The organism is Edwardsiella tarda ATCC 15947 = NBRC 105688, assembly GCF_003113495.2.
Classification (GTDB): domain Bacteria; phylum Pseudomonadota; class Gammaproteobacteria; order Enterobacterales; family Enterobacteriaceae; genus Edwardsiella; species Edwardsiella tarda.
In genome coordinates, this window is sequence record NZ_CP084506.1 from 212,740 (window position 1) to 239,506 (window position 26,767).

The window sequence follows — 26,767 nt, forward strand, 5'->3', positions numbered from 1 at the left end:
GATTCGGGGCGACGCATTCGGCGTCGCTCCGGCGAGGTGATATTACGCTAAGGCAGACGCGTGGGGCTGGGCGTGGTTGGCGTCAGCCCCTGTTGGCTTTGCCACAGCGGATCGTTGCGCTGCATATCTTGATTAAGTTGCTGGATGCGTTGTGCCTGACTGTCGCGCAGTATCTGCGTTTGCGTGTTGCGTAGGCTTTGTTGGTTAAACGTATTACGCTGCTGCTGAAACTGTTGCTGCTGTTGTTGGATCATCTGCTGCTGTTGCTGCATCACCGTGCTATCGGCATAGACCGGTAGGATGCCGCCGCACAGTAGGCCCAGGAAGAGGATGACATCGCGCATGGTAGTGCCTCCATCTCAGCGACACCGCCGTCGTGGCCGTGTCACCGCGTTAGTATAGTCAAGACGTTGACACGCGATGTAGCGCAAAGTGGGATAAACGTGGGGATTTTACCCGCGCGTTAGCGCCATCGCGCTTTTTGTTCTTGCTTTTTAATGTAAAAACCGCAATCTCTGATCGCCGTACCGCACGGGGCACGCCACACGAATCTCGTATTCTACATTTAACAAAGCGGTTACAATATGGCCCTTTGACGAGTCGATAGAGGCGAAGTATGGAGCAGTTTGGTGTGATCTCCGTGGCGCAGGTACAACAGATGTTGGCGCAGGGGCAGGCGATGTTGCTGGATATCCGCGATGCACAGAGCTATGCCGCCGGGCATGTGCCCGGGGCGTTTCATCTCACCGATGCCTCGTTGGCACAACTGATGCGGCAGCACGATGGCGTCATGCCGCTGATGGTGATGTGCTATCACGGTAATAGTAGCCGGGGCGCGGCGCAATATTTGCTGCACCAAGGCTTTGATGAAGTTTACAGTGTCGACGGCGGCTTTGAGGCCTGGCTGCGGGCCTATCCCGGAGAGGTGGCGCGTAGCGGCGACTGAGGTGGCACCGTCGGCGCCGATTGAAATAAGCAGGTATTCATGGTTCGTGTGATCACATTGCCTAACCCACGCTTGGCACAGGCATTTATTGACTATATGGCGACACAGGGCGTGCGTCTGGAGGCGGAGGCTGGAGACCATGGGATCGCCTTGTGGCTGGCGGATGATAGCCATTTGGCGCAGGTCGAGCATGAACTGCAACGTTTCCTGCATGAACCGCAGCACCCACGTTATCAGGCCGCAAGCTGGCAGAGCGGCTCGACCCATAGCGGGCTGCGTTACACGCGCTTCGCGTATCTGCGCAGCTTTGCTGGCCAGAGTGGGCCATTAACTATCGGTGTGACGCTGCTATGTATCTTGGTGTATCTGTGTCAGCTGGCGTTGGGCGATGGTGCGGTGATGACCTATCTGGCCTGGCCGGCGGATGCGGCGCAGCATTATCAACTATGGCGTTACTTTACCCCGGCATTGCTGCATTTTTCCCCGTTACATATCATCTTTAACCTGATGTGGTGGTGGTATCTGGGCGGGCAGGTCGAGAAGCGCTTAGGGGCGAGTAAACTGGCGCAGATCATGTTGGTCTCCGCGTTGATGAGCGGCTGGGCGCAGTCACTATTCAGTGGGATCTACTTTGGCGGTCTATCCGGGGTGGTGTATGCCCTGATGGGCTATGTCTGGTGGTGTGGTGAGCGGGCCCCTCAGTTTGGCGTGTCGATGCCGCGCGGCCTGATGGTCTTCTCGCTGCTGTGGCTGCTGGCTGGCTACTTCAACTGGTTTGGTCTCTCTATCGCGAATGCCGCCCATATCGGGGGGTTGGTCATCGGCTTGTTGATGGCCTTCTGGGATATGCGCCATTTTCGCCGACAGTGAGGCCGCGCCCACTGTTCCGTTTTTATGCTGCCGGGGGAGCCGGTAAACGCAGGGGAGTTTACGTGAAACAAACACAACGCCATGAAGCGATTATCGACCTGGTCCGTCAGCGCGGCTACGTGAGTACCGAGGAGTTGGTCGAACACTTCGACGTGAGTCCGCAGACCATCCGGCGAGACCTGAACGATCTGGCCGAACAGAATAAGATCCATCGTCACCATGGCGGCGCCGCCTTACCGTCTAGCTCGGTCAACGCGGCCTATCATGACCGTAAGGGGATGTGGTCGGAAGAGAAGGCGCGTATCGCTCGCCGGGTGGCCAGCATGATCCCCGATGGGGCCACGCTATTCATCGATATTGGTACCACGCCCGAAGCGGTAGCCTATGCCTTATTGAATCACCACAATCTGCGGGTGGTGACCAATAACCTAAATGTCGCCAGTCTGTTGATGGCGAAGGAGGATTTCCGTCTGATTTTAGCCGGTGGTGAGGTTCGGACCCGTGATGGTGGGATCGTCGGCGAGGCAACGCTCGACTTTATCTCGCAGTTTCGGTTGGATTACGGCATCTTGGGGATCAGCGGCATCGATATGGATGGGTCACTGCTGGAGTTCGACTACCACGAGGTTCGAACGAAGCGAGCGATCATCGAGAACTCACGTTGCGTGATGCTGGTGACGGATCACTCCAAGTTTGGCCGTAATGCGATGGTGAACCTCGGTAATATGGAACAGCTTGATTATCTGTTTACCGATCAACTGCCCCCGCTGGGGCTGCAAAAAGTGATCGAACAGCACAGCGTACAGTTGGAGATCTGCTGATCGGCCTCCCTCCCGGCGCTCGCGCGTCGCGGAGGGGTAACACCTTAGCGCCATCGGGGGGGCCGCAGCCTCTTTCGTGTTCATTTTCCGGCGGCGCATGCCGGCAAAGAGTGCGCTGTGTCGCTCAGTGGTTTCCTCTACTCAACCGCCTCTCGCCCTCTCTCTTGCTATCTCGGCGATCTAATCCCCATCCGTATGGTTTATCTCCCTCCTGAATGAATCCATGGCACATGCCCACAAAGAAGGTAATGGTAATATCAATTTTGTGTTATCCGCAGCACGCATTTGTGTTTTTATTTGGTTAATGAATGGTGCATTTGTTGCTTATCGCATATCATAATGCTCGAAAACGAACATTGTTGTCGATGTATGCGAGGGGGCAAGGTGGAAATCAAAGACGTGATCGTAATCGGTGGTGGGATCAATGGCGCGGGGATCGCGGCCGATGCCGCTGGACGCGGGTTGTCTGTCCTGATGCTGGAGGCGCGCGATCTGGCCTGCGCCACCTCCTCGGCCAGTTCGAAACTGATTCATGGTGGGTTACGCTATTTGGAGCACTATGAGTTTCGGCTGGTCAGCGAGGCACTGGCCGAGCGCGAGGTGCTGCTAAAGATGGCTCCACATATCGCCTTTCCGTTACGTTTCCGCCTGCCTCACCAGCCTCATTTACGTCCGGCCTGGATGATCCGTGCCGGCCTGTTCCTCTATGACCATCTGGGTAAACGCACTACTTTGCCGGGAAGTCGAAGCCTGCGTTTCGGTGCTGACTCGGTACTACAGCCCAATCTGACGCGCGGTTTCGAATATTCAGATTGTTGGGTTGATGATGCGCGCCTGGTGGTGCTGAATGCCATGGCGGTGGTGGAGAAGGGGGGCGAGGTGCGCACGCGCACCGAGGTGACGCGTGCCTGGCGTGAGGAGGGATTATGGGTGGTCGAGGCGCGTGATACGGTGAGTGGGGAGTCCTTGACCTGGCGCGCTCGCGGCCTGGTGAACGCTACTGGCCCCTGGGTTAAGCAGTTCTTCGACGACGGCCTACAGCTCAAGTCGCCCTACGGCATCCGCCTGATTAAGGGGAGCCATATCGTGGTGCCGCGGGTGCACGATCAGCCTCAGGCGTATATCTTGCAGAATGAGGATCAGCGTATCGTATTCGTCATTCCTTGGTTGGATGCGTTCTCGATTATTGGCACCACCGATGTGGAGTACCACGGTGATCCACGCGCGGTAGGTATCGAGGAGCAGGAGATCGATTATCTGTTGCACGTGTACAACAGTCACTTCTCGCGGCCCCTGAGTCGCCAGGACATTGTCTGGCACTATTCCGGCGTGCGCCCGCTATGCGACGACGAATCCGATTCACCTCAGGCAATCACGCGTGACTACACGTTAGATATTCACGATCAGGAGGGGCTGGCGCCGCTGCTGTCGGTGTTTGGCGGCAAGTTGACGACTTACCGTAAGTTGGCCGAGCATGCGCTAGAAAAGCTACGTCCCTACTATGCCCATTGTGGCGACGCCTGGACCAAGGGCGCGGTGTTGCCGGGAGGGGAGATGGGGTGCGATCGCGATAGCTATGCCGCGGCGTTACAGCGCCGTCATAGTTGGTTGCCGCCGGCATTAGCGCGCCGCTACGCACATACCTACGGTGCCCGTAGTGAGCGGGTGATCGGTACGGCGACGTCGCTGGAGGCGTTGGGTGAGCACTTCGGCCATGGATTGTATCAGGCAGAGTTGCGTTATCTGATGGAGCAGGAGTGGGTGGTGACGGCGGAGGACGCCTTGTGGCGTCGGACGAAACTGGGGATGTGGCTGGACGATGCTCAGCGCCAGCGCGTCGCCGAGTGGTTGGCGGCGCAGCGCAACGCCTAATCGTACGGCACTACCCAGCATGAGCGCGCCTCCGGGGGCGCGCTCATGGGCGTTTAGAGTTTCACCGGCTTGATGTGCCAGATCTCATCGGCATACTCTTGGATGGTACGATCGGAGGAGAAGTACCCCATATTGGCGATGTTTTGCAATGTCTTACGCGTCCACTCGTCGGGATGGGCGTACTCTTCATCGACCCGATCCTGGGTGTCGACATAGCTACGATAGTCGGCCAGCAGCTGGTAATAATCGCCAAAGTTAATCAGGGAGTCGAACAGACTGGCGTAGCGGCGTGGCTCCTCCGGGCTGAATAGCCCCGAGGCGATCTGAGTGAGCGCCTGGTTTAGCTCGGGATCGCGTTCATAATAGTCGCGCGGGTTATAACCGTTACGCCGCAGCGCCTCCACCTGCTCGGTGGTGTTGCCGAAGATAAACATGTTCTCCTCTCCGACGCGTTCGCGGATCTCGACGTTGGCGCCATCCAGGGTGCCGATGGTCAAGGCACCATTGAGGGCAAACTTCATGTTGCTGGTACCGGATGCCTCGGTTCCGGCGGTGGAGATCTGTTCCGACAGGTCGGCGGCCGGGATGATCAGTTGCGCCAGACTGACGCTGTAATTGGGGATGAAGACCACCTTGAGTTGGCCATCGAGCCGTTCGTCGGCGTTGATCACCTTGGCGACATCGTTGATCAGGCGGATGATTAGCTTGGCGTTATAGTAGGCCGAGGCGGCCTTGCCGGCGAAGATTTTCACCCGAGGCACGCGCTCGGCATCCGGTTCCTGGAGGATGCGGTTGTACAGCGTGATGATATGCAGCACGTTGAGCAACTGGCGCTTGTACTCATGGATGCGTTTGACCTGTACATCGAACAGTGCCTTGGGATTGATCACCGTATTCAGATGTAGTGCGACATACAGCGCCAGCTGGCGCTTATTATGCTGTTTAGCCTGCTGGATTTCGCGGATAAAGGTTGGGTAGTCGGCGTGCGGTAGCAGTTCGCTGAGCATCCCCAGATCGGTGCGCCAGCGCCGGCCAATAGTGTTGTCCAACACCTTCGACAAGGGTTGGTTGGCCTGCGCCAGCCAACGGCGCGGGGTGATACCGTTAGTCTTGTTACAGAAACGGTCGGGGAACAGGCGGGCGAAGTCGGCGAACAGCGAGGTCACCATTAGCTCCGAGTGCAGCTTAGAGACGCCGTTGACCTTATGGCTGGCGACCACCGCCAGCCAAGCCATACGTACCTGGCGACCGTTGCTTTCGTCGATGATCGACACGCGGCGTAGCAGGGCATCGTCATCGGGATAACTCGCCTGGACCTTCTTGAGAAAATGATCGTTGATTTCGAAAATGATCTGGAGATGGCGCGGTAGGATGCGCCCCAGCATATCCACCGGCCAGGTTTCCAAAGCTTCACTCATCAGCGTATGGTTGGTGTAGGAGAAGATCTGCATCACCGCCTGCCACGCCTGTTCCCAGCTATAGTGATGTTCGTCGATCAACAGACGCATCAGCTCGGGGATCGATAAGACGGGATGGGTATCGTTGAGGTGAATGGCAACCTTGTCCGCCAGGTTGTCTAGGCGGTGATGGGTCAGCAGATGGCGGTTGATGATATCCTGGACCGTAGCCGAGACCAGGAAGTACTCCTGACGTAGACGTAACTCGCGACCACAGTAGGTGGAGTCATCCGGGTAGAGCACGCGTGACACGTTTTCCGAGTGGTTCTTATCTTCGACGGCGGCGAAGTAGTCCCCCTGGTTGAATTTGCCGAGGTTAATCTCGTTACTGGCGCGCGCTGACCACAGGCGGAGGGTATTGGTCGCACAGATGTCGAAGCCGGGAATGATCTGATCGTAGGCTAAGGCTAAGACCTCCTCCGTTTCCAGCCAGCGGGTGCGGTTGCCCTCCTGCTGAATGCGCCCGCCGAAGCGTACTCGATAGCGGGTGTTGTGGCGCACAAACTCCCAGGCGTTGCCATACTCGAGCCAGTTATCCGGCGACTCGGCCTGTTGGCCGTTGACGATGTTTTGTTTGAACATGCCATATTCGTAGCGGATGCCATAACCGTTGGCCGGTAGCCCTAGCGAGGCCATCGAGTCGAGGAAGCAGGCCGCCAGGCGTCCCAGCCCGCCGTTGCCCAGTCCGGGATCCAACTCTTCATTCAATAGCTCATCCAGATCGATGCCCATCTCATCGAGTGCCTTCTTGGTCTCATCATACACACCGATGGCCATCAGGGCGTTGGAGAGGGTGCGTCCGAGTAAGAACTCCATCGACAGGTAGTAGACTTGGCGCAGATCCTGCGAGTATTGGGCGCGAACCGAACGCAGCCAGCACTCGACGATGCGATCGCGTACGGCGAACAGCGTGGCGTTCAACCAGTCGTGTTGGTTGGCGGCGGCGGGATCCTTGCCGACGGTAAACATCAGCTTATAGGCGATGGAGTGCTTGAGCGCTTCGACGCTAACCACAGGGGACGTATAGTTAAAGGGTGAGTTTATCATGACAGCTCCCGATCCTCGGTGCCGGGCATCGGCCCGGTCATGGTATTACGGCGGCCATCCCCTCGCAGATCCGTTTGCGGGTAGGGGGTGAGGCCACCCTCGGGCCGGCAGACTCGCCGGCCTACATCAGTGGAGGCGCAGGCGCCTCTTCGCTTACAAGCTACGGTATAACGCCAGATAACGCTCGGCGGCGCGATCCCAGCCGAACGATTGCGCCATGGCTTGGCGCTGAACGTAGCGCCATAGGGTCGGGCGGCTCCACAGGACTAACGCCCGGCGGAGGGCGCTGGCCAGATCGGCGGCGTTACAGTCGTGGAAGACGAAACCGGTGGCGCTACCGTCGGAGAGGTTCTCCAGCGAGCAGTCATTGACCGTATCGGCCAGCCCCCCGGTGTGACGGACCAGCGGTAACGAACCGTATTTGAGGCCGTACAGTTGGGTGAGGCCGCAGGGCTCGAAGCGGCTCGGTACCACGATCACGTCGGCGCCGGCCATGATGCGATGGGAGAATGCCTCGTGGTAGCCGATCTGAACGCCGACCTGACCGGGATGTTCAGCGGCGGCGGCCAGGAAGGCCTCCTGCAGCTGGTTATCGCCGGCGCCGAGCAAGGCCAACTGGGCACCACCTGCGAGCAGCGTCGGTAAGGCTGCCAGCAGCAGATCGAGCCCCTTCTGGCTGGTGAGTCGGCTGACGACGGCGAATAATGGCTTGCTGGCGTCGACCTCGAGTCCCATGGCGGTTTGCAGGTGGAGCTTGTTCTCCGCCTTGTCGCGCAGCGTCTCACGCCGGTAAGTCCTGGCGATCAGGGCGTCGCTGGCGGGATTCCAGATGCGGTCATCCACACCATTGAGGATACCGCTTAGCGTACCCGCGTTGGCGCGCCATTGCAGTAACCCCTCCATGCCATAGGCGAACTCGGGATGGGTGATCTCCTCGGCATAGGTCGGGCTGACGGTGGTGACATGGTCGGCGTAGTACAGCCCCGCCTTCATAAAGGAGATCTGACCGTGGAACTCCAGTCCATAGATCTGGAAGAAGTGGCGCGGTAGGGCTAATTCATCCAAGTGGCGGGCATCGAACAATCCCTGATAGGCCAGGTTGTGTACGGTAAACACCGAGCGAGCCGGGTTACCGCGCGCCGCCAGATAGGCGCAGGCCAGACCGGCATGCCAGTCATGGGCATGTACCACCTGCGGACGCCAGAACGGATCGCAGTCGCAGGCTAGCTCCGCCGCGATCCAACCGAGTAGGGCGAAACGCAGATGGTTATCGCCATAGGCGTTCATCCACTGGTCGTGATAGGGGCTGCCGGGACGTTGGTAGAGATGGGGCGCATCGATGATATAGACACCGACACCGTGATAGATGCCATAACGCAGAGAGACGCGCCCGGCAAAGGTTTCCAGCTCGGCGACTTTATCGCTGTTGGGAATACCCGCCAAGATGGCCGGGAATCCGGGGACTAATACGCGCACGTTGGCGCCCTGGGCGATTTGGGCGGCAGGCATCGCGCCGACCACATCCGCTAATCCGCCCGTTTTCAGCAGCGGAAAAAGTTCAGAACACACGTGTAAGACGTACATGGTTACTCCTCGCTCTGCGACCCACATGGCCGCAGGGTGATCACAGACGCGCGAGCATTTCGCGCGTTACTAATACAATGCCGCTTTCCGAACGATAAAAGCGGCGGCTGTCTTCTTCGGCGTTTTCGCCGATCACCATGCCTTCTGGCAGGTGACAGGCCCGATCGATGATGCAACGACGTAGTCGGCAGGAGCGGCCGATGTAGACATCGGGCAGCAGCACGGAAGAGTCGATGGTGCAGAATGAGTTGATGCGTACGCGTGGGAACAGGACCGAATGCACCACCACCGAGCCGGAGATGATGCAGCCGCCGGAGACCAGCGAGTTCATGGTCATGCCGTGGCTACCGGAGCGGTCTTGCACAAACTTGGCCGGGGGCAGCGACTCCATATAGGTGCGGATCGGCCAGTGGTTATCGTACATGTCCAGCTCCGGGGTGACGGAGGCCAAGTCGAGATTGGCACGCCAGTAAGCATCCAGGGTACCGACATCGCGCCAGTAGGGCGGGGTGTCGGCATTGCCGCTGGTGACGCAGGAGAGCGTAAAGGGATGTGCCCAGGCGCGGCCCTGCGCGGTCGCCTTGGGGATCAAATCTTGGCCGAAGTCATGACAGGATCCCGGGGTATGGATATCTTCTTCTAGCAGTTGGAACAGATAGTCGGCGTTAAAGACGTAGATACCCATGCTGGCCAGCGACATCTCCTCGTCGCCAGGCATCGCGGGTGGATTGGCCGGCTTCTCCAGAAATTTGAGGATACGGTGGTCATCGTTGACCTCCATCACCCCGAAGGCGTTGGCCTCGGCGCGAGGCACGGGAATGCAGGCCACGGTACAGCCGGCGCCGCTCTCGACGTGGTCGAGCAGCATGCGCGAGTAGTCCATCTTATAGATGTGATCACCGGCCAGGATCACCACATAGTCGGCGTGGTAGCGGCGGATGATATCCAGGTTCTGGTAGACGGCATCGGCGGTGCCGCGATACCAGGTTTCCGAGGCGTCACGTTGCTGGGCCGGCAGCAGATCGACAAATTCATTCATCGACTCGTTAAGGATCGACCAGCCGCGCTGAATATGCTGCACCAGGGTATGGGAGTGATACTGGGTGATCACCCCGATACGCCGAATACCTGAGTTGATGCAGTTGGACAGGGCGAAGTCGATGATGCGGAATTTGCCGCCGAAATGCACCGCCGGTTTGGCGCGAGTCTTGGTGAGATCTTTCAGGCGCGATCCTCGCCCTCCGGCCAGGATCAGCGCCACGGACTGTTGCGGCAGCTGGCGGGCCAACATCAGTTTATTTTGAGTGTCTGATTTCACCATTTCTGACTCCTTGTAAAAGGCCGACGGCGCCGCAAGTGGCGCCGTGCTATCGCGCTAGATACGCATAAATAGACAACAGCTGCGGGCGGCAAGGGATTGACGGCCGCCATGCATGTCTTCCCGTAATTCGGCAAAAGGGGGCGGAATATGCCAGTCGCCGGGGGGCAGCGTTATCGTTTGGGCATCCGCGCCACCGTTGATCACCAACAGCCACTGTTCCGCCAGTAGGATCTGTAACGCACCAGGCGGCAATGCCTGCCATTGTTGTGCTGTCATCGGCTGAGCGTCGGCGTTTAGCCAGCGTACGCTGCCATCGTTGTCGTTCCACCAACGGTCGTCGGTCAGGGCCGTGATGCGTTGCCGTAGATGGATCAGCTGGGCAGTGAAGTGCAGCATTCTCTCGTCGGCCTGCGTCCAGTCGATCCAGGTGGTGGGGTTATCCTGGCAGTAGGCATTGTTGTTGCCCTGCTGCGAGTGACCGATCTCGTCTCCCGCCAGTAGCATCGGTGTCCCCTGGGAGAGCAGTAGCGTGGTGAGTAGCGCGCGGGCGCTGGCTTGGCGTCGTGCCTGGACTTCATCCTCCGCGTCGATACCTTCCACCCCATGGTTATTACTGTAGTTCTGGCTGTGACCGTCGCGGTTGTCCTCGCCGTTGGCTTGGTTGTGACGCTGGTTGTAGCTCAGCAGATCGCGCAGGGTAAAGCCGTCGTGGCAGCTGATCAGGTTGATGCTGGCGGAGGGGCGGCGGCCAGGGTGACGGAACAGATCGCTGGAGGCGGCGAAACGGGTAGCGAAGTCGCCGTTGGTACAGCTACCTTGGAGCCAGAAGCGCCGCATATCGTCGCGGAAGCGGTCGTTCCATTCGGCAAAATATTGGGGAAACTGGCCAAGTTGGTAGCCATCAGGGCCGATATCCCAGGGCTCGGCGATAAACTTCACCTTGGCGAGGCAGGGATCTTGAGCGATGGCGATAAACAGCGGTGACTGGCGGCTGAACGCCGGGGTACGCCCCAGCGTCGTTCCCAGATCGAAACGGAAGCCATCGACATGGCAGGTCTCGACCCAGTAGCGCAGGCAATCCATCACCCACTGCACGCTGTGGCGCTCGGTTAGGCATAGGGTATTGCCACAGCCGCTCCAGTTCGCCAACTGTCCTTGGGCGTCCCGCCAGTAGTAGCTGCGGTTGTCGATGCCGCGCAGCGAAACCATCGGCCCGGATTCGTCCAGCTCGGCGGTATGGTTGAATACCACGTCGAGGATTACCTCGATGCCCGCACGGTGCAGGGCGGCGATTGTCGCGCAGAACTCACTCAGTGGCGTGCTGCCGCGCCGTCCAGAATGGTAGCGAGGCTCGAGGGCAAAGGGGGCCAACACATTGTAGCCCCAGTAGTTGCTCAGCCCTAGCCGTTGCAGGCGGGGTTCGTCGGCATGCATCTGGATAGGCTGCAACTCCAGGGCGGTGATCCCCAGCCGGGCATAATGCTCTAGCATCACCGGGTGCGCCAGCGCCGCGTAGCTACCGCGCAGCTCCGGCGGGATGGCCGGGTGCAGACGCGTTAAGCCACGCACGTGCGCCTCATAGATCACCGTACGATTCCAGGGCGTGTTCGGCGAGACGTCCTCCTGCCAGGCATAGCTTTCATCGCTGACGATGCAGCGGGGCAGCAGATCGCGGTTATCGTGCCAGTCCGGTTCATGCAGGCCACCGCACAAACGCTCGTCGAGCGGTAACGCGTGGGTGAGTGCCCGGGCGTAGGGATCTAACACCATCTTGGCCGGGTTAAAACGCAAGCCGCTCGCCGGCTGCCAGGGGCCGTAGACACGGTAGGCATATTCCACGCCGGCGTGTCCGCCGGGCAGGAGACCGTGCCACACGTCACCGCTACGGGCTGGTAGCTCATAGGACTGTTGGCGTCCGTCACGATCGAACAGACACAGTTCGATGCGCTGGGCATGCGCCGAGGCGATGGCGAAGTTGATCCCCTGCGGCGTCACATGGGCACCCAGGGGGTAAGCGTTACCCGGCCTGAGCATCGTCCTCGCTCCCGTTATCCAGGCACAGGTAGAGTGTCGATAGCGGCGGTAAGGTCAGTTGCAGGGAGTATTCACACCCGTGGCTGCCGATCGCTTCGCTCACCACACCGCCTTGGTTACCGCTGTTGCTGCCGTGGTAGTGGCTGGAGTCGGTATTCAGTATCTCGCAGTAGCGTCCCGGAAGATCGACACCGATGCGGTAGTGATGGCGTGGCACCGGGGTGAAGTTGCTGACCACGAGGATCTCATTGCCCAGATCATCCCGTCGGACGAAGGCGAAGACCGAGTTTTGCTTATCGTCGACCACCCGCCAGCGGAAGCCACGCGCATCGCAATCCCAGCGATGTAGCGCGCCACAATTGCGGTAGCACTGGTTCAGATCGCGGACCAGGCGCTGCACGCCGTGGTGCCAGTTATCCTCACCTTCCAGCAGGTGCCAGTCCAGGCTAGTTTCGTGGTTCCATTCGCGTCCCTGGGCGAACTCCCCGCCCATGAACAACAGTTTCTTACCGGGGTGGGCCCACATGAAGCCGTAGTAGGCGCGTAGGTTGGCGAACTTCTGCCACGCGTCACCGGGCATCTTGTCCAACAGCGACCCTTTGCCGTGGACCACCTCGTCGTGTGAGAGCGCCAGCACGAAGTTCTCACTCCACGCGTACAGCAGGCCGAAGGTCATCAGATCGTGGTGGTACTTACGATGTATTGGATCATGCTTCATGTAGTTGAGGGTGTCGTGCATCCACCCCATGTTCCACTTGAAGTGGAAGCCCAGCCCATTGGCATCCGGCGGTAACGTGACGCCAGCGAAGTCGGTCGACTCCTCTGCGATGCTGACGGCGCCGGGACGTTGCTCGCCGAGGGTGCGGTTGGTGTAGCGTAGGAATTCGATGGCCTCAAGATTTTGATTGCCGCCGTGACAGTTCGGCACCCATTCGCCCGCGGCGCGGCTGTAGTCACGGTAGACCATCGACGCCACCGCATCGACACGCAACCCATCGATACCGTAACGCTCTTGCCAGAATAACGCGTTTCCGGCCAGGAAGTTACGTACTTCGTGGCGGCCATAGTTGTAAATCAGGGTATTCCAATCCTGATGGAATCCTTCGCGGGGATCGGCGTATTCATACAGCGCCGTGCCGTCGAACGTCGCCAGTCCCCAGTCGTCGCTGGGGAAGTGACCGGGAACCCAGTCGAGCAGGACGTTGATCCCGGCGGCATGGGCGGCATCGATAAAGGCACGGAACTCTTGTGGCGTACCATAACGTCGGGTCGGCGCGTACAGCCCGAGTGGCTGGTAGCCCCAAGAGCCATCGAAGGGGTGTTCGTTGATCGGCAGCAGCTCAATATGGGTAAAGCCCATCTCCTTGATATAGGGGATCAGCTGTTCGGCCATCTCCCGGTAGCTGAGCCAGTAGTTGTTGTCGCTGTGGCGTCGCCAGGAGCCGAGATGCACTTCGTAGATGGAGATGGGGGCGCTGAAGCCATTGGCGGCGCTGCGCTGGGCGCTGAGTGCGTTCTTCTCCGGTAGTGCTGCGACCAAGGAGGCGGTATCCGGACGCATCTGCGCCTCGAAGGCGTAGGGGTCGGCCTTGAGTACACGATCGCCGTTGGCGTCGATCAACTCGAATTTATACAGCTCGCCGGCCTCGAGTGCCGGGATGAACAGCTCCCAGATCCCGCTCTCTTGGCGTAAGCGCATCGGATGGCGACGGCCATCCCAGTTGTTGAAGTTACCCACGACCGAGACGCGTCGGGCATTCGGTGCCCAGACGGCGAAGCTGACGCCGCGAATATCGGCCAATTGGGTCAGATGGGCACCCAGGCGCTCATAGGGGCGCAGATGCGTCCCCTCTTTCAGTAGCCAGTTATCGATCTCTCCCAGCAAGGGGCCGAAACGGTAGGGATCTTCCAACAGATGTTGCTGGTCACCCCAGGTGACCCGTAGCAAGTAGGGAAACGGATTCTTACGTCGAGGCAGCAGGCCGCAGAAAAAGCCACCCTCATGGATCGGTTCCAGAGTGGCGACGGTGCGCCCGTTCTTACGATCGACGACCTGCACCGCCTGGGCATCGGGCATCAGCGCCCGCACCGCCAGCCCTTTGGCCGTCGAATGCATCCCGAGCAGGGCGAAGGGGTCGGCACAGTGGCCCGTTAATAGTTGTTGGATCGTGTGCTTGCTGGGAAGTACGGACATGGCATTCTTCCTTTAATTGACAGCATGGGATGCTCGATTCCGTAAGGGGGAAGACGATAACACCATCCTCATGCCGGCCATCAGTCTGAGTGCTACCGGCTGGCGTCGCCCCCCGGTAGCGAGAACATCATTTTCACTCTACGCTGCATCGGTACATCGTCGTTGCAGCGACCATCTTTAAGCATAGTCAGCTTTATGCGCCGGCGGCGGCACGGCGCACTTTTTGCGTTAGGCGGGTACGGCCAGGATGGGCGGCGCCAGATGGCGTGCTGGCAAACGCGCTAACGCCTCTTGGGTCACCAGGACGATACCTTGCGGACTACGGTGAAAATAGCGTGCATCTTGCTGTGCATCTTCACCAATCGTCAGGCCGTCGGGGAGACGGCAGCCGCGATCGATGACACAACGCCGTAGGCGACATCCCCGCCCGACATACACTTCGGGCATGAGGACGCTGGCCTCGATAGAGGACTCTGGCGACACCTCGACACGGGCGGAAAGGATCGAGTCCTGAATATGGGCGCTATCGATGATACAGCCACCGCCGATCAGGGCATTTTCAACCTTATTCCCGATGTGGCGTGCCGACTGTTTGAAACGGGCGGGGGCCAGTTGGGCATGCTTACTGATGATTGGCCAGTTGGGATCGAAGGGATCCAGACGCGGTGGGGTGCTGATCAGATCGATATTGGCTTCCCAGTAGGCGTCCAGGGTACCGACGTCGCGCCAGTAGGCCTCACCGTCGGCCGTAAATCCCATGCAGGAGCGGCCGAAGGGGTGGGCATAGGCGACGCCGGCGCGCACTGCCGCCGGGATGATATCTTTACCGAAATCGAAGCTCGTCTGCGGATCGGTTTGCGCCTCATCGAGCGCTTGGTAGAGGTAATCGGCATTAAAAATATAGATCCCCATCGAGGCCAGTGAGCGTGTCGGGTCGCCAGGCATGGCGGGGGGATGCGCGGGTTTCTCTTCAAAACGGGTGATTTGGAATTGCTCATCGACGGCCATAACCCCGAAGGCATGCGCCTGCTCACGGGGAACTTCGATGCAGCCGACGGTGCACTGTGCGCCAGACTTTACGTGATCCAATAGCATTTGGGCGTAGTTCATCTTATAAATATGATCGCCCGCTAAGATAACGACATATTCAGGACGATAGTGCTGCTGCATGATGGATTTATTCTGGTATACCGCGTCGGCCGTGCCTCGGTACCAGTGACCTTCTTCTAACTGCTGGCGGGCCGGGAGTAGGTCGATAAACTCATTGCGTTCGGAGTGCAGGAATGACCAACCATGTTGAATATGGCGCAGCAACGAGTGAGCCTTATACTGGGTGATGACACCGACACGGCGCAGACCGGAATTAATACAGTTGGAGAGGGTAAAATCGATGATGCGGAAACGGCTACCAAAATAGACGGCGGGTTTGGCTCGTCCATCGGTTAACCCATTAAGCCGAGTTCCTCGTCCGCCGGCTAATACCAGCGCCACTGTCCGTTGGGTTAACTGGCCGATAAGTGCAATATCTGTCACGCTATGAGTCATGGTCACGTCCTTATTTGACAAATCCCTATGCCCTCTTGCCCAGCGCAGGCAAGGAAAGGCGCGGATGATGCCGAGCACCCGCAGCAAAGGTTTAACTATTCGGTATCATAATGCTGAACAGTAATAACAATAGATATTATTGATATGATTGAAACCAATTAAATACTTATTTAATACCAGGGTGATACGTTATTTATTCATGGCAACCACACGGTGTCGAATAATGTAATCTGACTCTTTTTCAAATTCAATGTGAGATTGCGGAGGCGGTCACGTGTAGGGGGTGTAATATGATGATGAATATTATGATTATACGGGTAACATACGACAAATAATGCGGGAAAATGAAAGTGGATATATATTGGTATTAATTCATTTGGGATTGATTTATAAGGAAGAAAGTTTTTTCTTAGCAGAAAAAACAAAAACCGCCAGAAAATAATGGCCGCCATGCCAGCGGCCATTATTTTTTTTTCATCCGGCGGAAACGCGCCGTCGCCGCTTATCCAAATCCTTTATCAAGCGATTAATTTGTTCATTATTAAATATCTCCTCAATAGTCGCGCTAAGTTTGCGCCGCCAGTTGGGATATTCGTCGCAGGTGCCAGGCACGTTGACCGGCGAGGTCATGTTGAGCCAATCCTCGGGTTGGAGACCCAGGAGGGCGCTGGCACTATCGGCCACGTAACGCTGGACCCCACGGCTAAGACAGGGGGTCATCGTCATGCGTTCGGCATGGCGCCCGGTACGACGAGGCAGGCAGCCATAGTGGTGCAGACCGTCGAGCAAACCTTGCTTGGCCGCCGCCCGGTCCTGATAGAGCTCGGCGAGAACCTCGCGATCGGGATAGAGGCCGAGGCGCTCACCGAGGCGTAGATCGTCGGCCTGCCAGTAGCCATGCAGCGTCGGGAGATCGTGGGTGGTCACGGTCGCCATCGCCTGCACGTTATAGCTCTGCGGGGCGCGGAAGATATGATCGCTATCGCGCTCGAAATACAACACCTTGTAGGAGTAGACACCGTACTCGCGCAGCTTGGCGATAATCTCGACCGGTACGGTTCCCAGATCTTCACCGATCACCATGCAACGGTTGCGCTGGCTCTCCAAGGCCAGGATCGCCAGGAGATCGTCGAGCGGATACTGCACATAGGCGCCCTCCGAGGCCGACTCGCCTTGGGGGATCCACCACAGGCGTAGCAGCGACATGACATGGTCGATGCGCAACGCACCACAGTGGCGCATGTTGGCACGTAACATCTCGATGAAGGGTTGATAGCCCAGGGCGTGCAGGGTATGGGGATCCATGGGCGGCAATCCCCAATTCTGCCCTAACGGGCCGAGGATATCGGGTGGAGCGCCGACGGAGGCCTGTAGGCAGTAGAGCTCCGGCTCGCTCCAGGTTTCGGCGCCACCTTGTGCCACACCGACCGCCAGATCGCGATATAGCCCGATAGGCATAGCGTGCTGGTTCGCCTGCTGATAACAGTCAGCCAATTGGCTATCGGCCAGCCACTGTAACCAGAGGAAAAAGGTAACCTCTTGCTGGTGTTGGCGACAGAATTGGGCAACCTCTGGACTGTCGGCCCGTCGTAAGGCGGGTGGCCATACCGGCCAGCCCCACATCTGCGCATCTTGGCTCTGGAGGTGATGATGCAGGGCATCGAAGGCTGCCTGGTGTTGTAGGCTGGTTCCTCCTCGCTGCACGAAGCGTTGAAAGGCCTGAGTGCGCGCATCGTTACCCTGTGCGTTGAAGGCTTGGAAGGCGAGGCGTAGCCCCTCCAGTTTCAGGGCGTAGACGGCGGGATAATCGACCCAGTCGCTCGCTCGTACCGCCGCCAGACGTTGGCGGGTTCCCTCATCCTGCCACCAGCGTTGAGCGGCCTCGCTATGCTGAAACTCCGCGACACGATTAACATCGATATAGATGATATTCAGCCAACGACGCGAAGAGGGGCTATAGGGACTAATACTGTCGGGATTAGCCGGGTACAGCGCATGGATCGGATTTAAGCCGATAAAGGCACCGCCACGCTGGGCGATCTGACCGACCATCTGAGCGAGATCGCCGAAGTCACCGATCCCCCAGTTGCTCGCCGAGCGCAGGGTATAGAGTTGGACGCAGGCGCCCCAGAGCTTACGTCCGGTCAACAAGGCATCGGGCTCATGACAGCGAGTCGGCGTGATGATCAGTGGGCAATGCCACTGTCGCTCACCCTCACTCAGTTGCAGGCGATGATAGCCCAACGGCAGTTGAGGCGGCAGTACCAGCTGTTTGCGGCGTTTCAGCCGCCCTTGATGGGCGGGCTGCATCTCGTTTTCCAGGAACAGCGACCACTGGTAGTCTCCGCTCTGTTGCAGGGTGATGGTGGTGTTACCACCTTGACCGGCGACCAGTACGCTGGGCAATGGCCCCGAGTGAGGCACCGGCGCAGGCATCGCATCGAGTAGGCGCTGCTTGGTCTGTGCGCTGATGGCCTGGCTACGACCATGGGCGTTGATGTAGCTGCTGGCAATCCCGGCCTTGGATGCCCGCTGTTCCAGAGTGGTTTGCGTCGGTGCGCGTTGCATGGCGACTCCTTAACGCTGGCGTTGCCAGATGCGTTGCTGATAGTCGCGGATAGCCCGATCGGCGCTAAACATGCCGACTCGCGCGGTATTAAGGATGGTCTTCTCCGTCCATGCCTCGCTATCGCGATAGAGGGTATCCACCTTGGCTTGTGCCTGACAGTAGTCGGCGAAGTCGGCCAGCACTAGATAGGGATCGCCGCCTTGTAGCAAGCTGTGCAGCATCATGTCGAAGGCGTGACGATCGCCCTGGCTATAGTGACCGGAGCCGAGCTCGTCGATGATGGCCTTCAGCCGCTTATCCTGGCGATAGATTTTTTGTGGCTGGTAGCCGGCGGCGAGGGTGGCTTTTACCTCTGCCACCGTCTGGCCGAAGATGAAGATGTTGTCGGTTCCGACCTGCTCGGCGATCTCGACGTTAGCACCATCTAGCGTACCGACGGTCAGTGCGCCATTGAGGGCCAGCTTCATGTTGCCGGTACCCGAGGCCTCTTTGCCGGCGGTGGAGATTTGCTCGGAGACATCGGCGGCCGGGATCATCATCTCCGCGAGAGAGACGCGATAATCTGGCAGGAAGGCGACCTGGAGGCGATCCTTGACGCGGGGATCATGGTTGATCACCTCGGCCACACGATTGATCGCGTAGATGATGTTTTTCGCCAGGTAGTAGCCTGGAGCAGCCTTGGCGCCGAACAGGAAGAGACGCGGTACGCGATCGGCGTTGGGATTGGCGCGCAGCTCATGGTACAGCGCCAGGATATGCAGCAGGTTGAGATGCTGGCGTTTGTATTCATGCAGACGTTTGATCTGGACGTCGAAGATGGCGTCGGTATTCAGGATCAAGCCTTGAGTCTGTTTCACATAGCGTGCCAAGGCCGCTTTGTTCTGTTGTTTGATCTGGCGATATTCCTCACGGAACCCGGCCTGTGTGGCATAAGGCTCCAGCCCACGTAGCGCATCTAAATCGTTAGCCCATTCGCGTTGCAAGGTGCGATCGATCAGCCCGGCGAGCGCGGGGTTGCACTGCTTCAGCCAACGCCGTGGCGTGATCCCGTTGGTGACATTGTGGAACTTCTCTGGCCACAGCTGATAGTACTCGGGGAACAGATCGCTCTTAACCAGGTCAGAGTGCAACTGGGCGACCCCGTTGACGGCAAACCCTGCGACGACGCACAGGTTAGCCATGCGGACCTGCTTGTCATGGATGATGGCGATGCGTTGCCAGAGCGCCTTATCACCCGGCCAGCGTTGTTCGACGACCTGCTGGAAGCGCTGATTGATCTGGCGAATGATGTCGTGATGACGTGGCAGCAGGCTACGCACCAGGCTTTCGCTCCAGCACTCCAGCGCCTCTGGCATCAGGGTATGGTTGGTGTAGGCGAAGGTTTGGCGGGTGATATCCCAGGCGCGCTCCCAGGTCATGCCATGCTCATCGAGGAGAATACGCATCAACTCGGGAATGGCGATGGTGGGGTGGGTATCGTTGAGCTGAATGACCTCATGTTGAGGTAACGCGTCGAGTTTCCGTCCGGCCAAGTGATGGCGGCGGAGGATATCGGCCAGCGAACAGGCGCAATGGAAGTATTGCTGCATCAGGCGTAGGCGCTTGCCGGCTTGGTGGTTATCGTTCGGGTAGAGAACCTTCGTCAACTTGGCGGCGTCGATGCCTTGACGCTCGGCACGCAGGAACTGCCCGCGATCGAAACTATCGAGATCGAAAGGATGATCATGGCAGGCGACCCAGAGGCGTAACGGTTGACTAATACCATTGCGATAGCCGATAACGGGAAGATCACGTGCCACACCGCGTAAGGTCAGGGCCGGTTGCCAGCGCACTGTCCCGTTTTCACGCAGAAGTTTGCCGCCTACGTTGACCTGGACATCCAACGCCCGGTTTTGACGCATCCAGGGGTACTCATCGCGTCCCCACGCATCCGGACTTTCCTGTTGGTGGCTGTCGCTGAAGGATTGGCGGAACAGACCATATTGGTAGCACAGCCCATAACCGATAGCGGGTTGCTTGACGCAGGCCATGGCATCGAGGAAGCATGCCGCCAGACGACCCAATCCACCGTTACCCAGCGCCGGATCGACCTCTTGTTCTAGCAGGTCGCTGAGCTGTATGTCGTATTGCCCCAGAGCCTGCGCTACGGCATCGTGCCACTCCAGGTTGAGCAGGTTGTTACCGGTGAGACGGCCAATGAGAAACTCCATGGACAGGTAGTTCACATGGCGTTGCTCCTCCGTCACGACAGGGGCGGGCTGAGTCGTCGCGGCGAGTTGCTCGGCACAGGCGTGACTGACCGCCTGCCACCACTGACGAGCGTTCATCTGCTGTATATTTTCCAGGCCCAATCCTTGCCAGTGGCGGGTCAGTGCCGCGTGGAAGGCGGCTTGATCGAACGGGGTATACGACATAGGCGTCTCTCTCAATGCGTCAAAATTGAAGTATTAGGCATGATTCACATCCTGACGATCCCATGGGGTGAAAACATCCTCCCGTCGTGACCTGCTCAGGGGAGGAGTCTTAGGGCGTAGTCTGAACTGTGATCCGTGCCACGCCTGCTACGCCGAGGATGGCACCCCTCGTCGCAACGAGCGCGTATTTATGACGTACAAATGGGATGTATTAGTGGCGATTGAGGCGCTAATTGCATGGACTCGCCGAAAAATGTGATCAGTAGCAACTTCCTGCGATCGGGTACCGAACCTCGGTTGCAATAGTGCGCACATTGTCAGACCTTAAAGAGCAGTCATTAATTACGAAGCGTAAAATAAATAGGCGCGTAGTAGCGATTTCTGGGGCAGGATGGCACCTGCGCTACCTTGTTCGGCACGGGCCGAACTGGTGTAGAGGTGGTATCAGAATAGGGGCTGGCGATCATGCTGATTCCGTCAAAATTGAGCCGTCCAGCACGGCTACAAACTACGGTAGTACGGGAACAATTACTCACTCGCTTAGACGCGGCGCGTAATTACCGCTTGGTATTAGTGAACGGCCCGGCGGGTTATGGTAAGACGACACTGATGGCGCAGTGGGCGCAGGAGAAGGCGCATCTGGGGTGGTATTCGCTGGATGAGAGCGATAATCAGCCGGAGCGTTTCGCCCACTATTTGATCGCCGCAATACAGCAGGCGACCGGCGGTCAGTGCGCCAAAAGCGAGGCGATGAGTCAGAAGCATCAATACGCCACGTTGTCCGCGTTATTCGCCCAGCTGTTTATCGAGTTGGCCGATTGGCCGACACCGCTTTACTTGGTGATCGACGACTACCATCTCATCTCTCATCCACAAGTGCATGAGGCAATGCGCTTTTTCCTTCGCCATCAGCCCGATAACCTAACATTGTGTCTGATGTCACGCACCCTGCCGCCGTTAGGCATCGCGAACCTACGGGTGCGGGAGCAGCTGTTGGAAATTAACACGCGTCAGCTGGCGTTTAACCACCTGGAGGCTGGCCAGTTTTTCCATCAGCGCCTCAATACGCCCCTGGCCGATGACGAGATGTATGCGTTGTGCGATGAGGTCGAAGGCTGGCCGACGGCGTTACAGTTGATCGCCCTATCGGCGCGTCAATCTTCGGCGCAGGCGCAGGCATCAGCCCGTCGTCTGGCTCGCATCAATGCGACGCATCTGGCCGACTATCTGGCCGATGAGGTTTTGGATCGGGTCGATGACGATACCCGTCGCTTCCTGCTGTGCTGCTCGGTGCTACGTTCGATGAACGATGCCCTGATCTGTGCCTTGACGGGCGAGGAGGAGGGGCAGCAACGCCTGGAAGAGCTAGAGCGGCAAGGGTTGTTTATCCACCGCATGGATGGTGAGGGCGAGTGGTTCTGTTTTCATCCGCTGTTCGCCCATTTCTTGCGTAATCGTTGCCAGCGCGAGATGGCGACGGCGCTGCCTCAGCTACATCGCCGTGCGGCGCAAGGGTGGTTGAGCCAAGGATTCCCGGCCGAGGCGATTCATCACGCTCAGGCGGCCGGCGACATGGCGCTGTTGTGCGATATTCTGTTGCAGCATGCTTGGAGTTTATTCCACCAATGTGAGCTGGCGTTGCTCGAGTCCTGCCTGAATACACTGCCTTATGACGCCTTGATCCAACATCCTAGTTTGGCGTTGTTGCAAGCCTGGTTAGCACAGAGTCAGCATCGTTATAGTGAGGTGAATACCCTGCTGGCGCGCGCCGAGCAGGAGATGGCGCTGCGCCAGATTACGCTGGATGCGGCGCTGCATGCCGAGTTTAATGCCTTGCGTGCTCAAGTGGCGATCAACGATGGTCGGCCGGATGATGCCGAGCGCTTGGCGACGGAGGCGTTGCGTCATCTACCGATCGGTAGCTACTACAGTCGTATCGTCAGTAGCTCTGTCTTGGGTGAGGTATTGCATTGTAAGGGCATGCTGGCGCGGGCCTTACCGATGATGCAGCAGACCGAGCAGGTGGCCCGTCGTCATCAAGCCTATCATTATGCGCTCTGGGCCCTGTTGCAGCAGAGTGAGATCCTGATTGCCCAAGGCTTCTTGCAGGCGGCCTACGAGACCCAGGATAAGGCGTTTGAACTGGTCGAGGAACAGCACCTGCAACAGCTCCCGATGCACGAGTTCCTATTGCGTATCCGCGCCCAAGTACTGTGGTCATGGATGCGGCTGGATGACGCCGAGCGCGCGGCGCGTGAGGGGTTGGCGGTGTTGGCAAATTTTGAGCCGCAGCAGCAGTTACAGTGCCTGGCGCTCCTGGCTAAGTGCTCGCTGGCGCGGGGCGATTTGGATAATGCTGGGCAGCATCTACGCCGTTGTGAGGCGTTGTTGCAGTCGGGTAACTACCATAGCGACTGGTTGGTGAATGCCGATAAGGCGCGGGTGATCTACTGGCAGATCACCGGTGATCGTCAGGCTGCGGGTAACTGGCTATTACAGGCGGTGCGTCCGGCGGCGCCGGATAATCACTTCCTCCAGGGGCAGTGGCGCAATATCGCCCGCGTACAGATCATGCTGGGGCAGTATGAGGAGGCGCAAGCGGTTCTGGAGGCGTTGAACGGTGCGGCGCGTCGTCTGCGATTGGTGAGCGATCTGAACCGTAACCTGTTGCTGAGTAACTTGTTGTATTGGCATATGGATCGGAAGAGCGAGGCGTTGCGGGTACTGATGGAGGCGCTGAGCCTGGCCAACCGCACCGGCTTTGTCAGCCACTTTGTCATCGAGGGTGAGGTGATGGCTCAACAGTTGCGCCAACTGTTACAGCTCAATACCCTGCCGGAGTTGGAGGTACATCGCGCGCAACGTATCCTGCGCGACATTAACCAGCATCATCGGCATAAATTCGCGCATTTCGACGAGAAATTCGTCGAGCGGTTGTTGAATCACCCTCAGGTGCCGGAGCTGATCCGCACCAGCCCCTTGACCCAGCGTGAATGGCAGGTATTGGGGCTGATCTATTCCGGGTACAGTAACGAGCAGATCGCCGACGAGTTAGCGGTCGCCGCCACCACCATCAAGACCCATATTCGGAATCTGTATCAGAAGCTGGGGGTAACGCACCGCCAAGAGGCGGTACGTCAGGCGCAGGACATCATGCGCCTGATGGGGTACGGGGTGTGAGCCGCTATTAGCGCCAGATCAGCAGGACACAGGCGGCGGTGAGGGCGCCCATCGCGAGATTGAAGGCGAACCAAGCATGCCGGCTTTGCAGTAAGCGGCCAATCAGTGTGCCGAAGCCGAGCCATAGGATACCGGCGATGAGATTGATCAGCACCATCGCCAGGCTGATGAGCGCTACCGTCGTCGGATAGTCGCTGCCGGGTAGGGTAAAGCTGGTTACGGCGCCCAGCGTCATCAGCCAGGCTTTGGGGTTAAGGAATTGCAGTAACCACCCCTGATGCCAACGGATGGCTCGCGGAGCGAGTGTCGCCTCCGACGCGGTGGGCGTCAGGCGAGTATAGCGTGAGGTGGCCACCTTCCAGGCGATATACAGCAGATAGAGGCTGCCGAGCCCTTTGAGTAGGGTATGCAGCGTCGGGTAGAGTAACAGCAGGCCGCCGATGCCGAAGGCGACCAGCAACAGCAGAGTCTGCATGCCCAGGATGATGCCCAACATTAATGGCCAGGAGGATCGCCAACCGAGGTTGGCACCGGAGGTGGTCAGCAGCATGTTGTTGGGGCCCGGCGTGATCGCCGCCACCCAGAGGAATCCGACTAGAGAGAGGAACAGGGTGCTGTCCATGCCGATTAGGCTCCGCATCGTAGGGAAAGAGATGTTTTGACCCTAACAGTGTGCTATTGATGATACAACGCGTCCTTCGATGAATTTTCTTCAGCTACCATGAGCGTCACGCCATTTTCACCCGCGCCTCTGCTGCGCAACCCGCATCTTCAGACACTATTGCCGCGTCTGTTACGTCGCCGCGTGGCATTGACGCCGACCTGGCAACGGCTCACCTTACCGGACGGCGACTTTATCGATCTGGCCTGGAGCGAGGCGCCGCTTGCCGCACGCCATAAGCCGCGGGTGGTGCTCTTTCACGGATTAGAGGGTGGTTTTTATAGTCCCTATGCTCATGGTCTGCTGCAGGCGTGTCGTGCGGCGGGATGGTTAGCGGTGGTGATGCATTTTCGCGGCTGTAGTGGTGAGCCTAACTTGCTGCCACGTTTTTATCATTCGGGCAAGACCGGCGATGCGCGTTTCTTCCTCGCATGGTTACGCCGAACGCTGGGTGAGGTACCGACGGCGGCGGTCGGCGTCTCTCTCGGGGGGAATATGTTGGCCTGCTATTTGGCGGAGGAGGGATCGCAAGCGCCGTTGACGGCGGCGGTGCTGGTCTCGGCGCCGTTACAGTTGGCGGCCTGTGCGGCGCACTTGGAGAGTGGGGCGGGGCGTTTTTATCAACGTTACCTGTTACATGAGCTCAAGCGCAGCGCGTTGCGTAAACAGCGCTGTTATCCCCAGTTACGAGCGCTCGATCCGCAGCAGATCCGGCGGTTGCGTCGGTTGCGTGAGTTTGACGAGCAGATTACGGCGCCGCTGCATGGTTTCGCCGGCACGGATGATTATTATCGGCGTTGTAGCGCGTTGCCGCGTCTGGCTGCGATTCGCCAGCCGTTGTTGATCTTGCAAGCGCGTGACGATCCTTTCATGACGGCGGCGGTGATCCCGGACAGGGCACGGCTACCGTCTAATATCGACTATCAGCTCACCGAGTTCGGTGGACACGTCGGCTTTATCAACGGCACGCTACGGCGCCCGTCCCTGTGGTTAGAGCAGCGTATTCCCGAATGGTTAGCCTGTTATTTGGAGTCAATGACGTGATCATTCCTTGGCGAGATATCGCCCCGACAACATTGGATAATTTAATCGAAGCCTTCGTGTTACGTGAGGGAACCGATTATGGCGAACAGGAGAAGAGTCTGGCACAGAAGGTTGAGGATGTGCGCCAACAGCTGATAAGCGGCGAGGCCGTGGTTGTTTGGTCTGAACTTCATGAAAGTGTCAATATTATGGCGCGTAGCCAGTTTAACGGGGACGATTAACGCTAATCGCTCGCTTTTCTTGGTGATTTAGCGCAGGCTACTGTGCAAATAAGGTGCAAAAATAATTCCGTTGGGAAAAAAAACGCGGCGAACAGTGAGCTATTCCATGCTGAAACGAGACAGTGCGAGACAGTTGGGTCAAGCTATGCTACAAACTAAGCCGACATGCACCTTTAATGGAATGAAGCGGGTATAGATCAATAAGGTCGGGTAGCAACTCCCTTAGGCTAATAAAACTATATTCGACAAGTGCAGTGCTATAACAGGTTACTAGGCAGTTTCCCGGCTCCGCCGCCTGGCGGGGCGCGTTTGGCGCACGGGGATGCGATAACAACAGAGGATAATAGCGAATGGTTCTCGGCAAACCACAAACAGACCCAACCCTTGAATGGTTCCTGTCCCATTGCCATATTCATAAATATCCATCAAAAAGTACTTTGATTCACCAAGGTGAAAAGGCGGAGACGCTTTATTACATCGTGAAGGGATCTGTCGCGGTACTGATCAAGGATGAAGAGGGCAAGGAGATGATCCTCTCTTACCTGAACCAGGGCGATTTCATCGGTGAGTTGGGCTTGTTTGAGGAAGGACAGGAGCGCAGTGCCTGGGTTCGGGCGAAAACTGCCTGTGAAGTGGCTGAAATTTCTTATAAGAAATTCCGTCAGTTGATTCAGGTAAACCCGGATATCTTGATGCGATTGTCCGCGCAGATGGCGCGTCGCCTGCAAGTGACGTCAGAGAAGGTCGGTAACCTGGCTTTCTTGGACGTTACCGGCCGCATTGCCCAGACGCTGTTGAATCTGGCGAAGCAACCGGATGCGATGACGCACCCGGACGGTATGCAGATTAAGATTACGCGTCAGGAGATCGGTCAGATCGTCGGTTGTTCGCGTGAAACGGTCGGTCGTATCTTGAAGATGCTGGAAGATCAGAACCTGATCTCGGCCCACGGTAAAACCATCGTCGTCTACGGGACGCGGTGATTTT

At 58.2% G+C, this 26,767-nt stretch carries 18 protein-coding genes; 8 read left to right on the forward strand and 10 right to left on the reverse strand.

Features of this window, described 5'->3' with window-relative positions:
- Nucleotides 1-47: 47 nt before the first annotated feature.
- The gene (locus tag DCL27_RS01050; RefSeq protein WP_005290582.1) at nucleotides 48-344 is read right to left on the reverse strand and encodes a hypothetical protein; all 297 of its coding nucleotides are present in this window, start codon (nucleotides 342-344) and stop codon (nucleotides 48-50) included.
- Between the two features lie 272 nt (nucleotides 345-616).
- On the opposite strand from DCL27_RS01050, the gene glpE reads away from it, so the two are divergent.
- From glpE to glpD, 4 genes are all read left to right on the forward strand, one after another.
- The gene (gene glpE / locus DCL27_RS01055; protein WP_005290579.1) at nucleotides 617-946 is read left to right on the forward strand and encodes a thiosulfate sulfurtransferase GlpE; all 330 of its coding nucleotides are present in this window, start codon (nucleotides 617-619) and stop codon (nucleotides 944-946) included.
- 39 nt (nucleotides 947-985) lie between these two features.
- Complete coding sequence (glpG, locus tag DCL27_RS01060) at nucleotides 986-1,816, forward strand: rhomboid family intramembrane serine protease GlpG (RefSeq protein WP_005290577.1); 831 nt, start codon at nucleotides 986-988, stop codon at nucleotides 1,814-1,816.
- 62 nt (nucleotides 1,817-1,878) lie between these two features.
- Nucleotides 1,879-2,637, forward strand: a complete 759-nt coding sequence (locus DCL27_RS01065; protein ID WP_005295472.1) for a DeoR/GlpR family transcriptional regulator — start codon at nucleotides 1,879-1,881, stop codon at nucleotides 2,635-2,637.
- 384 nt (nucleotides 2,638-3,021) lie between these two features.
- Complete coding sequence (glpD, locus tag DCL27_RS01070; protein ID WP_035600048.1) at nucleotides 3,022-4,509, forward strand: glycerol-3-phosphate dehydrogenase; 1,488 nt, start codon at nucleotides 3,022-3,024, stop codon at nucleotides 4,507-4,509.
- A gap of 53 nt (nucleotides 4,510-4,562) precedes the next feature.
- Here the strand turns inward: glpD and glgP are convergent, their stop codons facing one another.
- The 8 genes from glgP to malP form a co-directional block, all read right to left on the reverse strand.
- Nucleotides 4,563-7,010, reverse strand: a complete 2,448-nt coding sequence (gene glgP / locus DCL27_RS01075; protein WP_035600052.1) for a glycogen phosphorylase — start codon at nucleotides 7,008-7,010, stop codon at nucleotides 4,563-4,565.
- Between the two features lie 156 nt (nucleotides 7,011-7,166).
- Nucleotides 7,167-8,597, reverse strand: a complete 1,431-nt coding sequence (gene glgA / locus DCL27_RS01080; RefSeq protein ID WP_035600046.1) for a glycogen synthase GlgA — start codon at nucleotides 8,595-8,597, stop codon at nucleotides 7,167-7,169.
- Nucleotides 8,598-8,637: 40 nt separating this feature from the next.
- Entirely contained in the window at nucleotides 8,638-9,918 is a 1,281-nt protein-coding gene (gene glgC / locus DCL27_RS01085; RefSeq protein WP_005290561.1) for a glucose-1-phosphate adenylyltransferase, read from the reverse strand.
- A gap of 54 nt (nucleotides 9,919-9,972) precedes the next feature.
- Nucleotides 9,973-11,952, reverse strand: a complete 1,980-nt coding sequence (glgX, locus tag DCL27_RS01090; protein WP_035600044.1) for a glycogen debranching protein GlgX — start codon at nucleotides 11,950-11,952, stop codon at nucleotides 9,973-9,975.
- Entirely contained in the window at nucleotides 11,936-14,146 is a 2,211-nt protein-coding gene (gene glgB / locus DCL27_RS01095) for a 1,4-alpha-glucan branching protein GlgB (protein ID WP_035600041.1), read from the reverse strand. Before glgB ends, glgX begins: the two co-directional genes overlap by 17 nt.
- Before the next feature lie 228 nt (nucleotides 14,147-14,374).
- Nucleotides 14,375-15,691, reverse strand: a complete 1,317-nt coding sequence (gene glgC, locus DCL27_RS01100) for a glucose-1-phosphate adenylyltransferase (RefSeq protein ID WP_005290554.1) — start codon at nucleotides 15,689-15,691, stop codon at nucleotides 14,375-14,377.
- Nucleotides 15,692-16,165: 474 nt separating this feature from the next.
- Nucleotides 16,166-18,259 carry a 4-alpha-glucanotransferase gene (malQ, locus tag DCL27_RS01105; protein WP_035600038.1) on the reverse strand — a complete coding sequence of 698 codons (2,094 nt, stop codon included), beginning with the start codon at nucleotides 18,257-18,259 and terminating at the stop codon, nucleotides 16,166-16,168.
- Nucleotides 18,260-18,268: 9 nt separating this feature from the next.
- Nucleotides 18,269-20,674, reverse strand: a complete 2,406-nt coding sequence (malP, locus tag DCL27_RS01110; RefSeq protein WP_005290549.1) for a maltodextrin phosphorylase — start codon at nucleotides 20,672-20,674, stop codon at nucleotides 18,269-18,271.
- A gap of 465 nt (nucleotides 20,675-21,139) precedes the next feature.
- On the opposite strand from malP, the gene malT reads away from it, so the two are divergent.
- A complete protein-coding gene (malT, locus tag DCL27_RS01115) occupies nucleotides 21,140-23,854 on the forward strand; it encodes an HTH-type transcriptional regulator MalT (RefSeq protein WP_005295455.1) in 2,715 nt (904 codons plus the stop codon).
- A gap of 7 nt (nucleotides 23,855-23,861) precedes the next feature.
- Here malT and DCL27_RS01120 read toward each other — a convergent pair whose 3' ends face one another.
- Nucleotides 23,862-24,476 (reverse strand): LysE family translocator, encoded by a 615-nt coding sequence (locus DCL27_RS01120; protein WP_035600035.1) that lies wholly within the window; start codon nucleotides 24,474-24,476, stop codon nucleotides 23,862-23,864.
- A 99-nt stretch (nucleotides 24,477-24,575) separates the two neighbouring features.
- On the opposite strand from DCL27_RS01120, the gene DCL27_RS01125 reads away from it, so the two are divergent.
- The 3 genes from DCL27_RS01125 (at nucleotide 24,576) to crp (ending at nucleotide 26,763) form a co-directional block, all read left to right on the forward strand.
- Nucleotides 24,576-25,559: a hydrolase gene (locus DCL27_RS01125; protein WP_035600034.1), complete on the forward strand. Its 984-nt coding sequence runs from the start codon at nucleotides 24,576-24,578 to the stop codon at nucleotides 25,557-25,559.
- On the forward strand, nucleotides 25,556-25,780 hold the full coding sequence (locus DCL27_RS01130; RefSeq protein WP_005290539.1) for a YheU family protein: 225 nt from the start codon (nucleotides 25,556-25,558) through the stop codon (nucleotides 25,778-25,780). The genes DCL27_RS01125 and DCL27_RS01130 overlap by 4 nt, the downstream gene beginning before the upstream one ends.
- Before the next feature lie 350 nt (nucleotides 25,781-26,130).
- On the forward strand, nucleotides 26,131-26,763 hold the full coding sequence (gene crp / locus DCL27_RS01135; RefSeq protein ID WP_000242755.1) for a cAMP-activated global transcriptional regulator CRP: 633 nt from the start codon (nucleotides 26,131-26,133) through the stop codon (nucleotides 26,761-26,763).
- The last annotated feature ends 4 nt before the right edge of the window (nucleotides 26,764-26,767 follow it).

Coding starts and splice junctions, on each gene's coding strand:
- DCL27_RS01050 (WP_005290582.1), bottom strand. CDS start 344: ATGCGCGATGTCATCCTCTTCCTGGGCCTACTGTGCGGCGGCATCCTA.
- glpE (WP_005290579.1), top strand. CDS start 617: ATGGAGCAGTTTGGTGTGATCTCCGTGGCGCAGGTACAACAGATGTTG.
- glpG (WP_005290577.1), top strand. CDS start 986: ATGGTTCGTGTGATCACATTGCCTAACCCACGCTTGGCACAGGCATTT.
- glgA (WP_035600046.1), bottom strand. CDS start 8,597: ATGTACGTCTTACACGTGTGTTCTGAACTTTTTCCGCTGCTGAAAACG.
- glgC (WP_005290561.1), bottom strand. CDS start 9,918: ATGGTGAAATCAGACACTCAAAATAAACTGATGTTGGCCCGCCAGCTG.
- glgX (WP_035600044.1), bottom strand. CDS start 11,952: ATGCTCAGGCCGGGTAACGCTTACCCCCTGGGTGCCCATGTGACGCCG.
- glgB (WP_035600041.1), bottom strand. CDS start 14,146: ATGTCCGTACTTCCCAGCAAGCACACGATCCAACAACTATTAACGGGC.
- glgC (WP_005290554.1), bottom strand. CDS start 15,691: ATGACTCATAGCGTGACAGATATTGCACTTATCGGCCAGTTAACCCAA.
- malQ (WP_035600038.1), bottom strand. CDS start 18,259: ATGCAACGCGCACCGACGCAAACCACTCTGGAACAGCGGGCATCCAAG.
- malP (WP_005290549.1), bottom strand. CDS start 20,674: ATGTCGTATACCCCGTTCGATCAAGCCGCCTTCCACGCGGCACTGACC.
- malT (WP_005295455.1), top strand. CDS start 21,140: ATGCTGATTCCGTCAAAATTGAGCCGTCCAGCACGGCTACAAACTACG.
- DCL27_RS01120 (WP_035600035.1), bottom strand. CDS start 24,476: ATGGACAGCACCCTGTTCCTCTCTCTAGTCGGATTCCTCTGGGTGGCG.
- DCL27_RS01125 (WP_035600034.1), top strand. CDS start 24,576: ATGAGCGTCACGCCATTTTCACCCGCGCCTCTGCTGCGCAACCCGCAT.
- crp (WP_000242755.1), top strand. CDS start 26,131: ATGGTTCTCGGCAAACCACAAACAGACCCAACCCTTGAATGGTTCCTG.